The sequence below is a fragment of the Weizmannia sp. WK01 genome, assembly GCF_025905465.1.
GTDB classification, from domain to species: domain Bacteria; phylum Bacillota; class Bacilli; order Bacillales; family Bacillaceae_C; genus Weizmannia; species Weizmannia faecalis.
The window spans coordinates 232,069-246,595 of record NZ_CP109616.1 but is presented as its reverse complement, the minus strand read 5'-3'; the positions used below and the strand labels follow the sequence as shown (position 1 = coordinate 246,595).

Genomic DNA, 14,527 nt, shown 5'->3' with positions numbered 1-14,527 from the left:
TAGACCACTCCTTATCGTGCTTGATCCAGTGTCAAGATTAGGCGGGCATTTTTCTGGAATGGAACATATTCGTCCGTTACAGTTGCATAGCTGCCTTCTACCTGTGTTTTCACATTGCGGTCAGTTTCAACGCTCAGTGGCTTGTATTGGTAGTTTACAAGCGCATAGTCGGTATCAACCAGCATAATTCGGTTATCCGGCATTTGATCTGATACGAACGGGGCTGCATTAATAAAGTCCGGCATATCGCCGTTGCGGACCTCTTGTAAGAAGATTAAGTTTCCGGAATCCTCTTTTTGGCTTGCCCACATTTCAGCAGTTTTAAGATTCATAACAGCGACTTTCGGTGTAAACCCGAATTTGTCCTGCATGTATTGGGCTGCATACCAGGCATCCGTCAATTTTAATTCGTTTGCCGTTTTCACGCCGAGTGTTGGGGCCGCATCTGCTCCATCATCAAAGTAGCCATTCAGCAGCCGTTCGACAGCCCTGTATTCATCTGTTCGGCCTAAACGTTGGCCGCGCAGTTGTACATGTAAAGCAAGCATATCAATATTCATGCTGCGCGCTTCGTCCGTGATTTCTACCCCAGCGCCGCGCTTAAATACGCGAATAATGCGATTCCCATCGATCTTGATCACCGCGGTCGGGATTGGGGCGGCCTGGCCAACATACGAAAAGTCCAGCTCATCCTTGTCCGGATCATCGATGTAATACCATTGGTAGGTTTGCTGATCGATTGGAACCGTTTTGGCAACCAATTGAGCAGCACGTCCCTGTTTTGCATATCCAATACGGATCCCATCTTCAACGATCGTATTGAAAAGTGGTTTCGTGTTGTCGTTCTCGTATAAAGTACGGACCTGCTCCATACCGATGTTGTCATAGCCAAATGCCCGGGCTACATCTCTCACTGTTACCGCATTTTGGTCAAGATATGACCGATATAAAAAAGAGCTGTTCCCTTTTACAAGAGAATCAGCCGACACAGCCAGGCGTTTGTCTTTCAAAGCAATATTTTTCATCTCAGCGCGCAACTCCGATCCTGTTTTCAGCTCGACGATTTCGCCACGCTTGTTTTTAATCTTTTTCATTCTGCATTCCTCCCCTTATTCGAATACTTCTACAGTGCCGTCAGAATTTACTTGAGCAACAAACGTACCATTTGCGGCATCTGCTTTTTTAACCCCGCCATTACCATCTGCCACGACCGAATCACCAATGGCAAGTGTACCAGAATACGGAAGTTTGTAATTGCGTTTGTATCCAAGCAAATATACGCCAAGTGGCTGTTCTGGGCTTTGTACATCATGCTTTGCCACCATTTGAATAGCATCCCCATCCGCACATTTCACGGCCGTGTATGGTGCACTGGTATCAAATTTTAATAGCGTCCCTGCCTTAATTGGCGCATCTGTTGTGGCTTGACTTGCAAATACTGTAATAGAGCATCCATAATCATCCGGCAATACGCCGCCTGTCTTAATATATGGCATTATTCATCATCTCCCTTGAAATATTCTGAAACCACTACATCTTCGGTATCGCCGCCATCAGCGCCGCGTGCTCCCGGGTCATCCGGATTGGTTTGGCGCCCAGGCGTAAACCGGTCTTTTGTCATTTCCTGATAGGAATTGATTTCGTCTTTGATAAAGCCAATATCTCCGGACCGTGCCAGCATTTGTTTGTAGGCATCTGCATTAAACTTGTCACCCTGGGCCCGTACCCGGCTTTGCACCGCCTGGTCAATCAAATCGGCAACATATGCCCGCCCTTGCTCTGCTTCTTTTTTTAACGCACGCACGCCTTCTACGGTGGCTTGCTCACCGAGCTCATTCCGAATGGCAATGTCATCCGGTTGCCGGAAAGTTTCCCCTTCTGCTGCCAATACATCATAAACGGCACGCTTTTCAATTTTGTTTTCGCGAATAGCTGTTCTAACTTCATCCAATAATCCCACACTGTTTTCCCCCTTTGGTTTTGGCATATAAAAACGACGCTTCCCATCATCCAGCCTGATGTTGTAGCGCCGTTCTAATTGTTGCATTTTTTTAGGATCCAATTCACCTTGTTGTGCGTATGCCCTCGCCTTATCAATATAAGCACCTGGACAAGATCCTTTATAAACGGTTGATACTTCTCTTAATCTTGCATTCTTAATCCAAAAGAATACTGTCTCCCCGTCCGGACCCCGGTCTCCCGGCCAATACGGTGTATCATATAAGTCTTGTCCATCGACTGAACAAATATATTGGATATCATCTCCGCCAAAGCCAACAGACATATCTTTCACAATACCGCTTTGAATGGCCCGTATCATATCATCAGTGTTATTGCCATTCAGCATCATATTACGGACAATGTACCAAAAACCACGAACTGAATTTGCCTCCATTTGACCATCATAGCTGCGTCCGTATGGATTAATCCAAATGTTGTGGCCTTCCTGCAGGGCTACACCGGACCGAAGATCCTCAACATAGTTTTTTAACGTTGTGTTTGGATCCATCCGAGTAAAATAAGAATCCATATTGTCGTTTGAACAAATACCCGAAAATGTAAAAATATCTTCGGAAGCTAATGGTTCCAACGTTAATCTGTTGATCTTTTCCAGATCTGAATCTGTACTGGTGGCAATCGGCGCCACACGGACCGGGAAATGTAAGATTTCTGCTTCTTCACCCACTTAATCACCCCCTTTCATCAGTTCTTCCAACGTATCTTCCTCGCCTTTCAGTACCCTTGTGTAGAAGCACCGGCACTGAATCACGTTCTTAGCACTGGCGCCATGGCTCGTATCGCCCGGGAACATCAATTCCTCACCACCCACTATAAATGTTTGGTCAAATTTAACCGTTTGGCCGTCAGCTGCAGCATGAGCGTGCCTGGTCTTGCTGTCGTGAGCACTCCGCCAAGTTTTCCCAATTACCATTCCGGATTGGACGTCTCCATAAAACTGTCCGGTGCGTGCTGCTCCCAAAATTTCTGTTCTTGCTATTGTCTGTGCTCTGGACTTGCTGAATGCAAAAGACTCCTGCAAAGCAGCTGTAGCCTTCTGGATGGTGTATTTTTCATCCATGACAACATCCCACAAAGTCTTTATGACATCCTCATCGGTAACGCCCTGGATAAGTTCAGCCTGGCGTAAAGATCGTTCCTGCAGTGCCCGGAGCAGTTTCTCATCCTTGTCATTAAATTCAATATCCGTGGTTAACTCCGCTAGCGTGATTTCACCGGTTTTTGTGCTTATACGTTTCAACCAATCGAGTAGTTTATCTACCCAGCTTTCCTTGCGGTCTTTCGATTTCAAAATATACTTTTTGACCCAATCGATGAATGCTTTAATCGGTTCGTTGATATCTGCTCGAGAGTACATTTCAACCAACAATCTTGTTGGCATTTCCGGTGCGTTTTTTAAATTTTCAACAATGATATCCATTTCTTCTTGCAAAAAGCCATGGAAATCATCTGTTGCTTTGCTCGTTTCCTTTGCAATGTCACTTGCCCATTGTGCTTCCACACCCTTGACATATTCATCTTCAGTAGCCCGCGTTAAAGGTACTTTTTTTTTAAGTAATCGGGCAGCTCGGGAATCGTTTGTTTCCTCATCTCCTTCGGTTTCAGCCGGCGCAGACAACCGATATACTGGCTCACTAACAGCCTTATGCCCGACCGCCTGCATGGCCGCCTCATCATTTGTAACCCACCCTTGATTAACCTGGGTAATAAGTGTATTGGTTTCGGTGGCGGCCGCTGTAGCCTCTGCCTGCCTATCGGTTGTTCGAATCTTGTTAAACGTCAGCCGTGCGGTACTCTGCCGTCCCTGCACCTGCAAAGCAACGTTATATGCACGCTCCATTATGCGCTTGACGCCACGCTGGATGCTTTCTATCCCTGCCACATAAATTTGCCACTGAATGGATCCATGCGTTTCCGTGGTACCCTCGTTACGGCCCAACAGGATTGGCAGTTGTTTAAGTGATGTGACCACTTGCTGGTTTATCACATTAATAAGCGCCGTAGCATCCATGCTCTTACCTTGCGTGCCCCCGGCCATGTCCACCTTCACGCTATCCGTGTGAAAAAAATTATCGTCCGGCTTCAACTGTTTGAACGCTTTCTCAATGTCACCGATGTATTTTTTAACAAACGTTCGTACCGCATCCTCACCCTGTGCGGCCACCTGCGGCGGGATGTTTTTTAAAATTGATTCCTCCATGACGGAAATATCAAACCGGGCATGCCCCTGATGGTGGGCGACTGCCTTCAAATCTTTCAGCACTTCCACCTGGAAGAAAACGATCTGCAGCACCGGCAATATTGGACTGCGGCCGTATGGATCCCCAATGTCCGGATCAAAAGGTTGATAGAATACTTGATTTGGATTCATGACCCTGTATGTGCCATCCAGCTGTTTCTGAACCAATTCGATTTCTCCTGTGTCTTTATTCTTCCGAAAATCTAGCGTAGCCGGGTCCACAGCATGAAAATCGACAACATCATTCAGCTGCTCATTCAGTTCGACTTCGAGCGCAATGGCTCCCTGTGTATATCCTGTTAAATTAAGCACATTGATCAATTGATCCGCACCGCCGCCGTACAGCCTCCCTACTCTCGCGGCTAGGCTATTTAAATAATCCAACCCCTGTTTATCCGGACTGCCTGTTGGCTTTAAGCATTCAGCTCATGGCCCTGGTTGGAGAGCCGCAGGAAGTTCCAGATTGCCATGCTTGCATCCGGGTTGATGTCTCGAATGATTTTTAATGAGTCCATTACGTTTTTAGAGCGTAGCTGTTCCCGGCGAATAATGCCGTCATACCACCTAAACTGTCGCTCCCATTTATCCAGTGTCTCCCGGCCGCCCGTCAGCTGGCTATTGATTGCCGAACGGACACTGCTAAGATATCTCTTTGCATTTCTCTTATTCTGCCAGGCTCGGAAACTATCAAGAATACTGATTGTTCTCACCCCCCTTATATGCCACCAAAGATCGGCGGCATTATTCTCGTAAACTCTTTCGGCTTATTCATTTGATTGATGGCCTGCGTCATAGCGTCCACGTCATCATCATGGGCCCCATTTGGGAAGGCTGTTGCTTCCTCAATCAGATCATTAACCCATGGGCGCCACGCTGGATGCGGTAGGTAAACGTTTCCCGCCTCAACCAATGGAGAAACAGCGTTCGCCCTGGCTTCCTTCCCGCCCTCGGGTTCGACTGGAATGATACCAACAATCTCATTTTGAAGCGACTGAATGACTGCTGAGCCATTTGCCTTGTCCTCAATGTACTTTGCATTGATCTGTGGCCATTTGGATGACGTACGCTTTATTGCTCTGATCGTATTTGGAAAATCAAGACGGTCATGCTCACGGTCCAGCAAATAGAAGTTTGCTTTTTCTCGTGCCCAAACATGGCCAGCAACAAAGTCACTTTTGTCTGTTGCTTTGAAAGTACAGTCCCAAGATTGGCAATTGTCATCAAACCGCGCCGGCAAAATCGCTACATCTTCGCCCAGGTTCAGCTTGTTCCGTGTCTGAATATCCGGTACGTAGAATTTCCACATTTACGTTTGAAGATACCGCCGCCGGCTGGGGATGGCCTTTGCTGATAAAGTGCCGCCCATGTCCGGGACCCCACTTCAGTTTTCTTTTCTTCTGCCCATTGCTCATCAAACCCGAGTTCAGGGCAAAGAGCTTCGCCAATTTCCCGGCCAAGCAGATCGTTTTCATCCTCTGCAATCGCTGGCAGCCTCAGCCGTTCCCATTTCCGGGGGCTCCTGGCTAAAAGCCGGCCGATAAGATCATCTTCGTGCCATCTAGTCATAATGACAATTACGCTGGCGCCATCATGCAAACGGGTTGACAGTGTCGCTTCCCATTCATCCCAGATGTTATCGCGGATCAATTGGGACTGTGCTTCTTTCATGTTCTTGATCGGGTCATCAATGATCATTAAGTCGGCGCCCTGGCCGGTGATTGAGCCACCGATACCGGTTGAAATCATGCCGCCGTTATGCCCCGAAACGCCCCAGTCTTTTGTAGCAGCATTAGATTCAGATAATTGCACACCGAAAATTTCAGGAGCAAACTCATTGAACTTATTCCGGTTTACCCGCCCAAACTTTGTTGCTAATCCATCTGAATATGCTGCGGTTATAACCCGTTTATCAGGGTTTTTGCCAATAAAATAAGACGGGAACGTTTCCGTCACCGTCATGGACTTCCCGTGCCGCGGGGGCATTTCGATCATGATAAAATGCTGTTCGCCGTCTGCGATCGGCTGCAGATGTTCACAAATCAATTCAGTATGCCTAAAATGCCTGTAATGGCCGTGGTGGACATATTCAACGTAATCACGATAGGAACGCCTGGCCAACTCCCTTTTGGCTTGCTGTGCAATGGCTTTCCGTATCTTAGGAGTGATCGTCTTTAGCAAGTCGTCTCAACTCCTCGAGGGACAGACCGGACATATCAATTTCATTTTTAATGGATCCGCTATGCTCAATATCCTGTTTATCACGCCATTTATCCGGCCTCCGGTTCTTGAGCCAAAAGATTTGGGCCGTGACATCGGGAGCGACCTCTTTTGTTTTTTCTTCTGTCAAAACGGGTTTATAGCGTGGAACACCTAACTCGACAGCTTGAATTTCCTCAAAAGTTGCTTCCGGATGTTCTAATTTGAAACGGCTTACTGCAGCTTTTTGGCACGCATAATATTCTTCCTCTGACATTTCCACTGTTTCATATTTTTTCTCAGTGTATTCATAGCCTAATGCTCGTTTCAGCAAAGCATTTTCAACCTGGAGATCAACAACCTCCTTGCCCTTTTTTAAGGCGTCCGAAATGTCCGGATACTTCTTTTTCCATTCATTTAACGTTGAACGTGAGATACTCATATTATGGGCTATTTGTTCATCAGTAAGGCCTTCTCTAGCCCAGCCTTCTAGGAGTGTTAAGCCTTCAGGCGTCAACCATTCTTGGTATTTACCTTTTGCCATCTCACATCACTCCCCCACCTCCGAATATTTTTTAGACACAAAATAAAAAAGCACCCGAACGATCCGTACTGAGTGCTTTCTTGTATTGTTCACTGCAAGGTGAAATGAGGTTTTCAACGAACAGTGGCACGACCAACCTGCCGCGCCGTTCCTGCCTCCCATTGTACAGAAAAAAATTAGAAGCAAAAAACTTCATGCAATCTCTGCATTTTCTGCATTTCCTGCATTTTGCATCATCATTTCAATTATATTTTCTCGTAGCTTATAAATATTCCGTTCAGATAAGCCCATATGCCGGCTTATCGCAATCACACTCATTCCATCAAGCAAACATTCCAAAACTGCCCTTTCCCTTTCTCCCTGCACACAGTCAATATGCTCCTGGATAAACAGCACTTTCTTTTCAATCCTGGCAATCCATTTCGATTTTTTCTCACGGCGGATCACTTCGCGAAAGATCGGATCGCTATTCACTCCTTTCGCTTTTGGCATAGCCGACTCTTCACCATATTGAGCTGTAAGATTCCCCCCCACTTGATTTTCCAACATTTTGCGCTGTCTTTGAATTTCATTAATCATCCAATGGTAGTCCTTTAAAGCAGCTGAAATCTCTTTTTTATTCATCTTCCATTCCTCCATGCTCCGCCTTTACCGCGCTTAAATACAGGCTCGTAATATCCCATAAGGTCTTTTATCTCACGTTCGCTTAAACGCTCTGATTTTCCCTTTTCTGCCTTCTGCCGGCGTTTCTTTTTCTTGCCGTAGCCGGTTGCTTCCCGGTGCTGCTGTTTCCACTCCCTAAGCTGTTCCTTAATATCTGGCTTCATCATCCACACCCCTTTTTACAAAATAAAAAAGGCACCGAATAACCGCCATAATAGCGATTAATCAGTGCCCTGGTTGTTCCAGTAGCAATATTTATTTTTTCCACGTCAATCTGCCTAGTGACAGGCCAATTAATCGAAATATGCAACTCCGTAATATTTACCGTCTCTGTCTTTTCTTAATGAACCACCGACCAGTAACACACGTTCCTTCCAATCTTCGAGTATTTCCATTTCTCTTTCTGCCTTTTTAATTGCTCTTTTCCGTCTACGATTTATTTTCAAATTCATCACCTTTCTTCTATGCACAATATGGTCTAACTGCGAACTAATCTTTTATTTCTCGGTAAACATCAAGGTTATTCCAAATCCATTCTTTAAATTCTTCCTCAACTTCTTCATCAGTTAAATCAGCTGGTAATTCAACAATTTCTTCAAATGCAGCACCAGAAACATACAAAACATTCATAAAAAATTTATGTTTTTTCAATGATTTATCACTCCCCCGCAATGGTGCCCGTACGTGAGATCAATCCTTCATAAATACAAGCCAGTGCGTTTTGCTTCTTCTGTTGCCGAATAAAGGTTTATGGTCAATAGCTTGCAGTACTTCTTTCAAAGGCACTTGATCCTCGTTCCATTTAAAAATGAGTGTTCCGTTTGTTTTTAAAACCCGCATGCATTCTTCAAATCCTTGCTTTATATCGAATTGCCATAATTCATCTAATAGGCCGTACTTTTTGGCCAACCAGGAATCTACGCCTGCATGAATAAGATGTGGTGGGTCAAAAACAACTAAATAAAACGATTCATCTGCAAAAGGCATATCCCGGAAATCGGCAATCACATCTGGATTAATATTCAATGTTCTTCCATCACACAAGACATCGTTCAGCTGCCGGTTGTCCATATAAAGTACATCTTCATTTTGCTTATCAAACCAAAACATTTTGCTGCCACAACAGGCGTCTAAGATTCTTTGCAATTATCTGTTTCTCCTTCCCGCGTAGTTTCGGTCTAATGTGAATTACTTATTTACCTTTTCAATCGACTCGCATAAAGCCAATATTCCCAGGCATGAAAGCAACATTACTCGAGGGAACGCCCCAATATGATCACCACTAGAATGAGTAATTACCAAAGATAAAAACCCCAAGATGACTATCAACCATAATAAAGATTTAGCCATTCTCTCACCCTTTCTATCGCAGCATTGTTCTACTTTTCCGTAAAAGTGATTTTGCAATGGGTCGGCTTATTATTTTGCCACGTGATAATTTGCTCACCGAACCCTGTCCCTGGCTTTGTTACCTTGATCAGTTGGCCATCTACGACCCTATAAACCGCATTTTCCATCAAATCTATTTGAGCGACCATTTGTTTGTTTAATTCTTCCACCGGTATTCCCCCTATGGTAAAATATAGGTAACCAACCTTTACCACGCCGGGGGAACCCGGTTTTTTTTATACATCCATTCAAAGCGCAAGGCTTAGTTGTTCAAATTGTGGCTTTGGATCCGGTACCTGTTTCCGTGAGCGTGCCCATTTCAAAATATGGTTTGGCGTCATCCATACGTCTGAAAATTTATAGGAAAGCGTATCGCCCTGCAGAATGACCGCATCCACGCCAAGAAGGCTCAGCTGCAGATAACACATGTGAACTGCTTTTGCATCGATATCTTGTGCCACAACCCGCATACAGGCCTGATAATTTAACTTTCGTTTTTCCAATGCATTGACCATGCCGATTATGGTTGCTCCTCCACCACAAGCAGGCTCATTTAATGTGAAGTAACCTTTCTTCTTAATTTGCTTCTCATATCCGCTAATTGTCAGTTCTGCAAACATATTTGCAAGCGACATCGGTGTAAAAAACTGACCATGCCAGGAACTTGAAAGTTCCAATTTCATAAAGATATCACCCAGCACATCTGACGGATGCTTGTCTAGTGAGTTAATCAGCTCACCAAGGATTTGAGGAAATATTTCCATTTCCTTCTTGTCATACTTTTTCACGATCTCCATGTACCGTGCCTCACGCTCTTTCATATGTTGCAAATCCACCGCGTTTGAAATAGATATCGCCGACATTTCAAGAAAATCCGCAAAGACAGTAAACATATCGTGCCTGTATCGCAGTTTTTCAAAAAGCTTGATCATCCGGTCAACCGACATTGTCTCCATCACTTCCAGTCATATTTTCCGCCGCGTTTTACCAGCACGGCATGTTTCTTGCTAAAGATGCTATCCTTCCGTATCCGTTCTTTGTTCAACCCTTCCTCATAGACTGTTATAACTACCAATTCTTCACGGTCCTTAGATAAGGCCCGATGTTCAACGACCCTTCTTGCCATTGCCAATCACATCCGTTGTGCGCTCGCCCCGTCTTACCCGCTCCAGCTGTTCCGGAGTTAGATACCAGATTGTAACCTTGCCGGGGCGTTTGGCTCTCCATCCGGTGCTGGTTCGGAGATTGTATCTGTCCTCAGGATCATGAACGTAAGTTACTGTCATCCATACCACTCCTAAACTGTTTATTTTGGTTTATAAGACGCTTTGAGAGTTTTATATATAAATAGTCATGCTTAGTTTTAAGACACGAATATGAGCCAACACGAAGGCTAGAAAACTAAATCCCTAACTGTGCCATTTTCTTTACTGCCTTCCGCTTCTTCTCCAGCTCTTCAAGCTCAACCCAGCCGCCCCACTTCTTGCTGTATGTAACCAAGCTGAGTTTATGGGGATATTTATGTTCGAACAGCTTTTTCTTTATCTTGAACGCTTCAGTTTCCACGCCCTTTACATCCACAACTTCGATGGATCCATCCAAATGGTGGATCTCGAAATCTGCGATGTACTCAATCTTGCGGTATTTTTTTCCGTTTTTCTCGAAAGCTTCCTGAAGCAAGTACCGCGGCTGTAACCGAAAAAATAAGATTTGATCGTTTGCTTGCAACCATTTGAGCTGTTCATAATATCTGGCCTCGATCTTGCTATCGAAGATATATCCATCCAATTCAACTTTTTTTGAGCCATACTTCGTTTTTTTAGTTTGCTTGCGGTATTCTTTTGCTGTCATTCGTTCCTGCATGTTTGCACCTCAATATCCATTTTCCTGCCGTCTATGATTTACGGCATTCTTTTCGAAATAGGCAGCTTCAATCTGTTCCCAGGTAAAGCCGAGCATTTCACCTAGTCCAAGGAAGTTTGAAAAAAGAAATTCATACCATGCTTTTCTGCTATCTTCTGTATATTGTCTAAAAGTTGAAGCACATTCAAATACTTCTTGCCATTGCATTGTTAATTTATCGGCGCCAAAGCTGACCGCAACACTGGAATACCAAGGATTTATATCTTGCAACCCAAGACGGTTTCCAATGCTCAAAATAAAATGCAGACAATCGACGAATTCTTCAAGTAAAGGATTTTTGTATCCGTAAACACCTGATCCATCACACCTTTTACAAGGCCAAGGTTCTCCACCTTCAAAAACTTCATCGTGGTTCATGTAACCTTTACCGTAACAATACGGACAATCAATCGGTATTTCTGTTCTCGGTTCCTGATCATTGCTCCAATGCTTAAACCCTCGCCATTCATTTGCACATTCGCCAAGTTCAACTTGCAAAGCCAGGATTAAGTTCGGTAGCAAATTAACGCCATGCAATCCTTTCTTTTCAACAATGTGCCTATCCAGTTCCGCCTGCGCTTCAAATAATTTTTGTAGGTTCACTTAAAATACTCCTTTCCAAAAGCCTGTTTGAATTTCTCTATCGTCTTGGGCCCGATCCCGGGCGTCTCAGCCAGTTTGTTTAGCCTTGCCTGCATAAATCCAATCGCTTTGCTAATGCCCATCTGCATGCCGATCTCGATTCCTTCACGCTTGCCACGCTCATAAGCCTGCTGGATAACCGGATTCTTTGCCATATCACTCACCCATTTGTATTTTTTGGAGGGTTAAAGCGTACAAGAGATCATGATAAGATAGGTTGTAGATTGATTGATTATTAAATTCAGTGATATTCACTTTTTCGAGCTGGCGGAGTAGGTGGCTCCGCTTTAGCTCGGATATTGTGGCATTGGTCATTTTTTCACCCCACTTCCTTCCGCTGTTCATCTAGATACCGATTAAACATCAACAGCCCATCAATTACGGAATCAACATCATATCTCATTGCAATTTTCCTAGTGAATTCAGCACCTTGCATAATTTCACCAGTCTTCAGAAAGTGATTACGCATCTGTTTAAAAACAGCTTGTGCGCTCATTCCTCATATCTCCTTTCTAGTGGCAAGAACTTGCTATATTCTTTCATGAATGCCAGCTGTACCGTGCCGACAGGGCCATTTCGTTGCTTCGCAATATTGATTTCAACAATGTTCTTTGCGTCTGTATCGCGTTCATAATAATCTTCGCGATATAAGAACATAATCATATCTGCATCCTGCTCAATGCTGCCAGAGTCGCGCAGATCACTCATCATAGGGTGTTTGTCCTGTCTTTGCTCAACGCCTCGGGAAAGTTGCGATAAGAGCACTACAGGTACATTAAACTGCCTTGCCATCTGTTTTAACTCTCGCGTAATGCTGCCAATTGCCAGGTCGTGCCGGTCAAATTTTCCGAGCGTCGTAATCAGCTGCAGGTAATCTATCACGACAATGTGTTTCAGATCCGGGTACTTCCGCTGCGTTTTTCTTACGGCCGCCCTTATCTCTGCGACGGTTTGCGTGGATTCATCATGGATGTTCATAAGCCACTTGTCATATATTCCGATTGCTTTCATCGCCCTGTTTCGATCTTCGTCAGAAAATGTCCGGTACGGGTTTCTCCACTTGGCACCTTCAATATTTCCGATTGCACTTAACATGCGCTGTGTCAGCTGCTTTTCCGGCATCTCAAGAGAAAATACATCTGCTACACCACCAGTCACGCAGCATTTCATTGCCAAGTTTAAGGCAAAGGCTGTTTTTACCCATTGAGGGCCTGGCCGCCACTATGATTAAGTCTCCGCCATTTAGTCCACCGGTCATGTCGTTTAAATCTTTGAAACCCGTATCAATTCCGGTAAGCTCGCCGTGATCTTCGTTCATCTCGGCATAGATTTCCATAAGTGTTTCTCGTTTGTTGCTTTCTTTTTTTAACCCAATTTCCTGCATTTCCACATACGTTCGATAAATGTCATCTGCCGTTTGATCGGTTTTGTTGTTCAGGAAATTTGCCGCAGCTTCTGCCAGTTTCCGTGTCTTGTATTGCTCCAACACAATATTTTGATAGGATGCAATATTTGCAGTGGACGGACATGAAACAGCTAGTTCTGTTATGTAGGAGACCCCGCCGACATTTTCTAAGTTGTTTCCGATCTTGTTGACAACCGTTGCAGTGTCAATTCCCACATTCTCGCTTTGCAGCTCTTTCATTGCTTTCAAAATGAGCCGGTTTTTCATATGGTTCAGATGTTCCGGCTCCAGAACGATTTCATTTATCAGGTCTGGTTCCAAAAACACGGCCCCAAGAACCATATTTTCGGCTTCTAGCGTCTCACTTGTCGGAGCGAGGCTGTTGTTCAGACTGTCCACGTTCATCTCTTCGTTGTTTTGCAATGCGTTCAGCCCCCTCGAGTTGCCATCTTCTGTATTTCTCTAAAAATTCGTTTTTAGGTGTTTCATAGACCGATATTTCGGATATGGAAGGTGGGAAAGGCTTATCTTTGATATGGGCTTTTAGCCGGTGCATTACCTTGTTAAAGTCCATATCTTTGAGCATGTCTCCCCATAAAGCAATCCGATCATCGGTAACGTCAAACCGCGAATAGGCAGAGTTGATCGTCTTTAATATTTTTAAGATCTGATCAGCGTTCATTTACTGCCCTCCTCAAGAAAAGAAAGTTTTCCTTCTCGTTTCATCCGTTCCCATCGTTCCTCCAGCGTTTCTTCTTTTTTTGGCCTATATCCGGAAAATGGAACAACATTGCTTTTAAGTTTTTGATACATATCATTGACATATGGTTCATAGTATTTAATAGACGATATCTTCCCATTTGGATTTTTTCGGTAGAAATCATCATGTTTCGTTTTCATCCATGAAATAATTTGCTCGACTTCGACATCCAATTCGGCCATTCTATTTATGCAAGCAATATCATCAGGATTAAGAATGATTCCTCCGCCAAGATTTAAAAAGGCGGATTCTATAGCAGCATACTTACTTTTCTTTACTTTACTTTGCTTTACTTTACTTTGTGTACTTTCTGCGGCGTTTCTGTCTGGTTTCTGCGGCAGAAACTCATCAGAAACAGGGGCAGAAACTTCATTTTTTGATAGTTGGTAGCGTTTCTGCATCTTTTTCGCTTTTCAATCACCACCCCCGCCCTGCTTTTTATCCCGGGGGATGTCAAAACTTTCCTGTTCTCATATGCCTCTCGGTCGAAACATTTCCGTTTGAGTGATGTTTCCAACATTTGTTCAAATTTCTCAGCAGAAACCCCTACTTTTCTGCTGAGTATCTGAATAGTTTCTGCGTCAGAAATGTCGAGTTCAAATTCTGCGGTGCGGTAAATTCTTTCTAGCAGGATGAAATAAAAAGCATATCCATCGTTCCCATAAAGCAACCGTAAAGCTTCAATTTTTTCATCATTTACTGCATCTGTATCATGCGGAAAATAGTCCATTCCTTCTTTTTTTGGCCGTGCCAAAGTTTTCACCACCT

General features: G+C 44.2%; 23 protein-coding genes. All 23 read right to left on the bottom strand.

Annotation, left to right across the window (positions count from 1 at the left end; all coding sequences use genetic code 11):
• Nucleotides 1-11 precede the first annotated feature (11 nt).
• Nucleotides 12-1,094 carry a phage major capsid protein gene (locus OF158_RS01320; protein WP_035182850.1) on the bottom strand — a complete coding sequence of 361 codons (1,083 nt, stop codon included), beginning with the start codon at nt 1,092-1,094 and terminating at the stop codon, nt 12-14.
• A gap of 15 nt (nt 1,095-1,109) precedes the next feature.
• Nucleotides 1,110-1,496, bottom strand: a complete 387-nt coding sequence (locus OF158_RS01315) for a hypothetical protein (RefSeq protein WP_035182852.1) — start codon at nt 1,494-1,496, stop codon at nt 1,110-1,112.
• On the bottom strand, nt 1,496-2,686 hold the full coding sequence (locus OF158_RS01310; RefSeq protein ID WP_035182854.1) for a hypothetical protein: 1,191 nt from the start codon (nt 2,684-2,686) through the stop codon (nt 1,496-1,498). Before OF158_RS01310 ends, OF158_RS01315 begins: the two co-directional genes overlap by 1 nt.
• Nucleotides 2,687-4,642 (bottom strand): phage minor head protein, encoded by a 1,956-nt coding sequence (locus OF158_RS01305; RefSeq protein WP_264302946.1) that lies wholly within the window; start codon nt 4,640-4,642, stop codon nt 2,687-2,689. It lies immediately after the preceding gene.
• A gap of 331 nt (nt 4,643-4,973) precedes the next feature.
• Nucleotides 4,974-5,495: a phage terminase large subunit gene (gene terL / locus OF158_RS01300; RefSeq protein ID WP_264302945.1), complete on the bottom strand. Its 522-nt coding sequence runs from the start codon at nt 5,493-5,495 to the stop codon at nt 4,974-4,976.
• A 23-nt stretch (nt 5,496-5,518) separates the two neighbouring features.
• Nucleotides 5,519-6,436 carry a terminase large subunit domain-containing protein gene (locus OF158_RS01295; protein WP_264302944.1) on the bottom strand — a complete coding sequence of 306 codons (918 nt, stop codon included), beginning with the start codon at nt 6,434-6,436 and terminating at the stop codon, nt 5,519-5,521.
• Nucleotides 6,414-6,998 carry a hypothetical protein gene (locus OF158_RS01290; protein WP_035182859.1) on the bottom strand — a complete coding sequence of 195 codons (585 nt, stop codon included), beginning with the start codon at nt 6,996-6,998 and terminating at the stop codon, nt 6,414-6,416. The genes OF158_RS01295 and OF158_RS01290 overlap by 23 nt, the downstream gene beginning before the upstream one ends.
• Nucleotides 6,999-7,190: 192 nt before the next feature.
• Nucleotides 7,191-7,622: a LuxR C-terminal-related transcriptional regulator gene (locus OF158_RS01285; protein WP_035182861.1), complete on the bottom strand. Its 432-nt coding sequence runs from the start codon at nt 7,620-7,622 to the stop codon at nt 7,191-7,193.
• Nucleotides 7,619-7,825, bottom strand: a complete 207-nt coding sequence (locus OF158_RS01280; protein WP_035182863.1) for a hypothetical protein — start codon at nt 7,823-7,825, stop codon at nt 7,619-7,621. The genes OF158_RS01285 and OF158_RS01280 overlap by 4 nt, the downstream gene beginning before the upstream one ends.
• A 129-nt stretch (nt 7,826-7,954) precedes the next feature.
• Nucleotides 7,955-8,113 (bottom strand): hypothetical protein, encoded by a 159-nt coding sequence (locus OF158_RS01275; protein WP_155375944.1) that lies wholly within the window; start codon nt 8,111-8,113, stop codon nt 7,955-7,957.
• Nucleotides 8,114-8,150: 37 nt separating this feature from the next.
• Nucleotides 8,151-8,312: a DUF7167 family protein gene (locus OF158_RS01270; RefSeq protein WP_155375945.1), complete on the bottom strand. Its 162-nt coding sequence runs from the start codon at nt 8,310-8,312 to the stop codon at nt 8,151-8,153.
• 39 nt (nt 8,313-8,351) lie between these two features.
• Nucleotides 8,352-8,807, bottom strand: a complete 456-nt coding sequence (locus OF158_RS01265) for a class I SAM-dependent methyltransferase (RefSeq protein ID WP_035182866.1) — start codon at nt 8,805-8,807, stop codon at nt 8,352-8,354.
• A 233-nt stretch (nt 8,808-9,040) separates the two neighbouring features.
• On the bottom strand, nt 9,041-9,220 hold the full coding sequence (locus OF158_RS01260; RefSeq protein WP_035182869.1) for a DUF3954 domain-containing protein: 180 nt from the start codon (nt 9,218-9,220) through the stop codon (nt 9,041-9,043).
• 78 nt (nt 9,221-9,298) lie between these two features.
• The gene (locus tag OF158_RS01255) at nt 9,299-9,997 is read right to left on the bottom strand and encodes an N-6 DNA methylase (RefSeq protein ID WP_052498234.1); all 699 of its coding nucleotides are present in this window, start codon (nt 9,995-9,997) and stop codon (nt 9,299-9,301) included.
• Between the two features lie 454 nt (nt 9,998-10,451).
• The gene (locus OF158_RS01250; protein ID WP_043052534.1) at nt 10,452-10,913 is read right to left on the bottom strand and encodes a DUF1064 domain-containing protein; all 462 of its coding nucleotides are present in this window, start codon (nt 10,911-10,913) and stop codon (nt 10,452-10,454) included.
• A 9-nt stretch (nt 10,914-10,922) separates the two neighbouring features.
• Entirely contained in the window at nt 10,923-11,555 is a 633-nt protein-coding gene (locus OF158_RS01245) for a dUTP diphosphatase (protein ID WP_035182875.1), read from the bottom strand.
• Nucleotides 11,552-11,749, bottom strand: a complete 198-nt coding sequence (locus OF158_RS01240; protein WP_035182878.1) for a hypothetical protein — start codon at nt 11,747-11,749, stop codon at nt 11,552-11,554. Before OF158_RS01240 ends, OF158_RS01245 begins: the two co-directional genes overlap by 4 nt.
• Before the next feature lie 164 nt (nt 11,750-11,913).
• Nucleotides 11,914-12,090 (bottom strand): hypothetical protein, encoded by a 177-nt coding sequence (locus tag OF158_RS01235; RefSeq protein WP_155375946.1) that lies wholly within the window; start codon nt 12,088-12,090, stop codon nt 11,914-11,916.
• Nucleotides 12,087-12,764 (bottom strand): DnaB helicase C-terminal domain-containing protein, encoded by a 678-nt coding sequence (locus tag OF158_RS17605; protein ID WP_368043846.1) that lies wholly within the window; start codon nt 12,762-12,764, stop codon nt 12,087-12,089. The genes OF158_RS01235 and OF158_RS17605 overlap by 4 nt, the downstream gene beginning before the upstream one ends.
• Nucleotides 12,718-13,422: a replicative DNA helicase gene (locus tag OF158_RS17600; protein WP_368043838.1), complete on the bottom strand. Its 705-nt coding sequence runs from the start codon at nt 13,420-13,422 to the stop codon at nt 12,718-12,720. The genes OF158_RS17605 and OF158_RS17600 overlap by 47 nt, the downstream gene beginning before the upstream one ends.
• Entirely contained in the window at nt 13,361-13,681 is a 321-nt protein-coding gene (locus tag OF158_RS01225) for a replicative helicase loader/inhibitor (protein ID WP_043052535.1), read from the bottom strand. The genes OF158_RS17600 and OF158_RS01225 overlap by 62 nt, the downstream gene beginning before the upstream one ends.
• Nucleotides 13,678-14,160, bottom strand: coding sequence for a hypothetical protein (locus OF158_RS01220; protein ID WP_264302943.1), 483 nt, complete (start codon nt 14,158-14,160; stop codon nt 13,678-13,680). The genes OF158_RS01225 and OF158_RS01220 overlap by 4 nt, the downstream gene beginning before the upstream one ends.
• Complete coding sequence (locus tag OF158_RS17595; protein ID WP_368043837.1) at nt 14,049-14,489, bottom strand: DUF4373 domain-containing protein; 441 nt, start codon at nt 14,487-14,489, stop codon at nt 14,049-14,051. The genes OF158_RS01220 and OF158_RS17595 overlap by 112 nt, the downstream gene beginning before the upstream one ends.
• Nucleotides 14,490-14,527 lie beyond the last annotated feature (38 nt).

What these genes read in the sequence shown, in the direction of transcription:
- OF158_RS01320 (WP_035182850.1), bottom strand. Translation starts at nt 1,094, where the DNA reads ATGAAAAAGATTAAAAACAAGCGTGGCGAAATCGTCGAGCTGAAAACA.
- OF158_RS01315 (WP_035182852.1), bottom strand. Translation starts at nt 1,496, where the DNA reads ATGCCATATATTAAGACAGGCGGCGTATTGCCGGATGATTATGGATGC.
- OF158_RS01290 (WP_035182859.1), bottom strand. Translation starts at nt 6,998, where the DNA reads ATGGCAAAAGGTAAATACCAAGAATGGTTGACGCCTGAAGGCTTAACA.
- OF158_RS01285 (WP_035182861.1), bottom strand. Translation starts at nt 7,622, where the DNA reads ATGAATAAAAAAGAGATTTCAGCTGCTTTAAAGGACTACCATTGGATG.
- OF158_RS01280 (WP_035182863.1), bottom strand. Translation starts at nt 7,825, where the DNA reads ATGAAGCCAGATATTAAGGAACAGCTTAGGGAGTGGAAACAGCAGCAC.
- OF158_RS01275 (WP_155375944.1), bottom strand. Translation starts at nt 8,113, where the DNA reads ATGAATTTGAAAATAAATCGTAGACGGAAAAGAGCAATTAAAAAGGCA.
- OF158_RS01255 (WP_052498234.1), bottom strand. Translation starts at nt 9,997, where the DNA reads ATGTCGGTTGACCGGATGATCAAGCTTTTTGAAAAACTGCGATACAGG.
- OF158_RS01250 (WP_043052534.1), bottom strand. Translation starts at nt 10,913, where the DNA reads ATGCAGGAACGAATGACAGCAAAAGAATACCGCAAGCAAACTAAAAAA.
- OF158_RS01240 (WP_035182878.1), bottom strand. Translation starts at nt 11,749, where the DNA reads ATGGCAAAGAATCCGGTTATCCAGCAGGCTTATGAGCGTGGCAAGCGT.
- OF158_RS01235 (WP_155375946.1), bottom strand. Translation starts at nt 12,090, where the DNA reads ATGAGCGCACAAGCTGTTTTTAAACAGATGCGTAATCACTTTCTGAAG.
- OF158_RS17605 (WP_368043846.1), bottom strand. Translation starts at nt 12,764, where the DNA reads ATGAAATGCTGCGTGACTGGTGGTGTAGCAGATGTATTTTCTCTTGAG.
- OF158_RS01225 (WP_043052535.1), bottom strand. Translation starts at nt 13,681, where the DNA reads ATGAACGCTGATCAGATCTTAAAAATATTAAAGACGATCAACTCTGCC.
- OF158_RS01220 (WP_264302943.1), bottom strand. Translation starts at nt 14,160, where the DNA reads ATGCAGAAACGCTACCAACTATCAAAAAATGAAGTTTCTGCCCCTGTT.
- OF158_RS17595 (WP_368043837.1), bottom strand. Translation starts at nt 14,489, where the DNA reads ATGGACTATTTTCCGCATGATACAGATGCAGTAAATGATGAAAAAATT.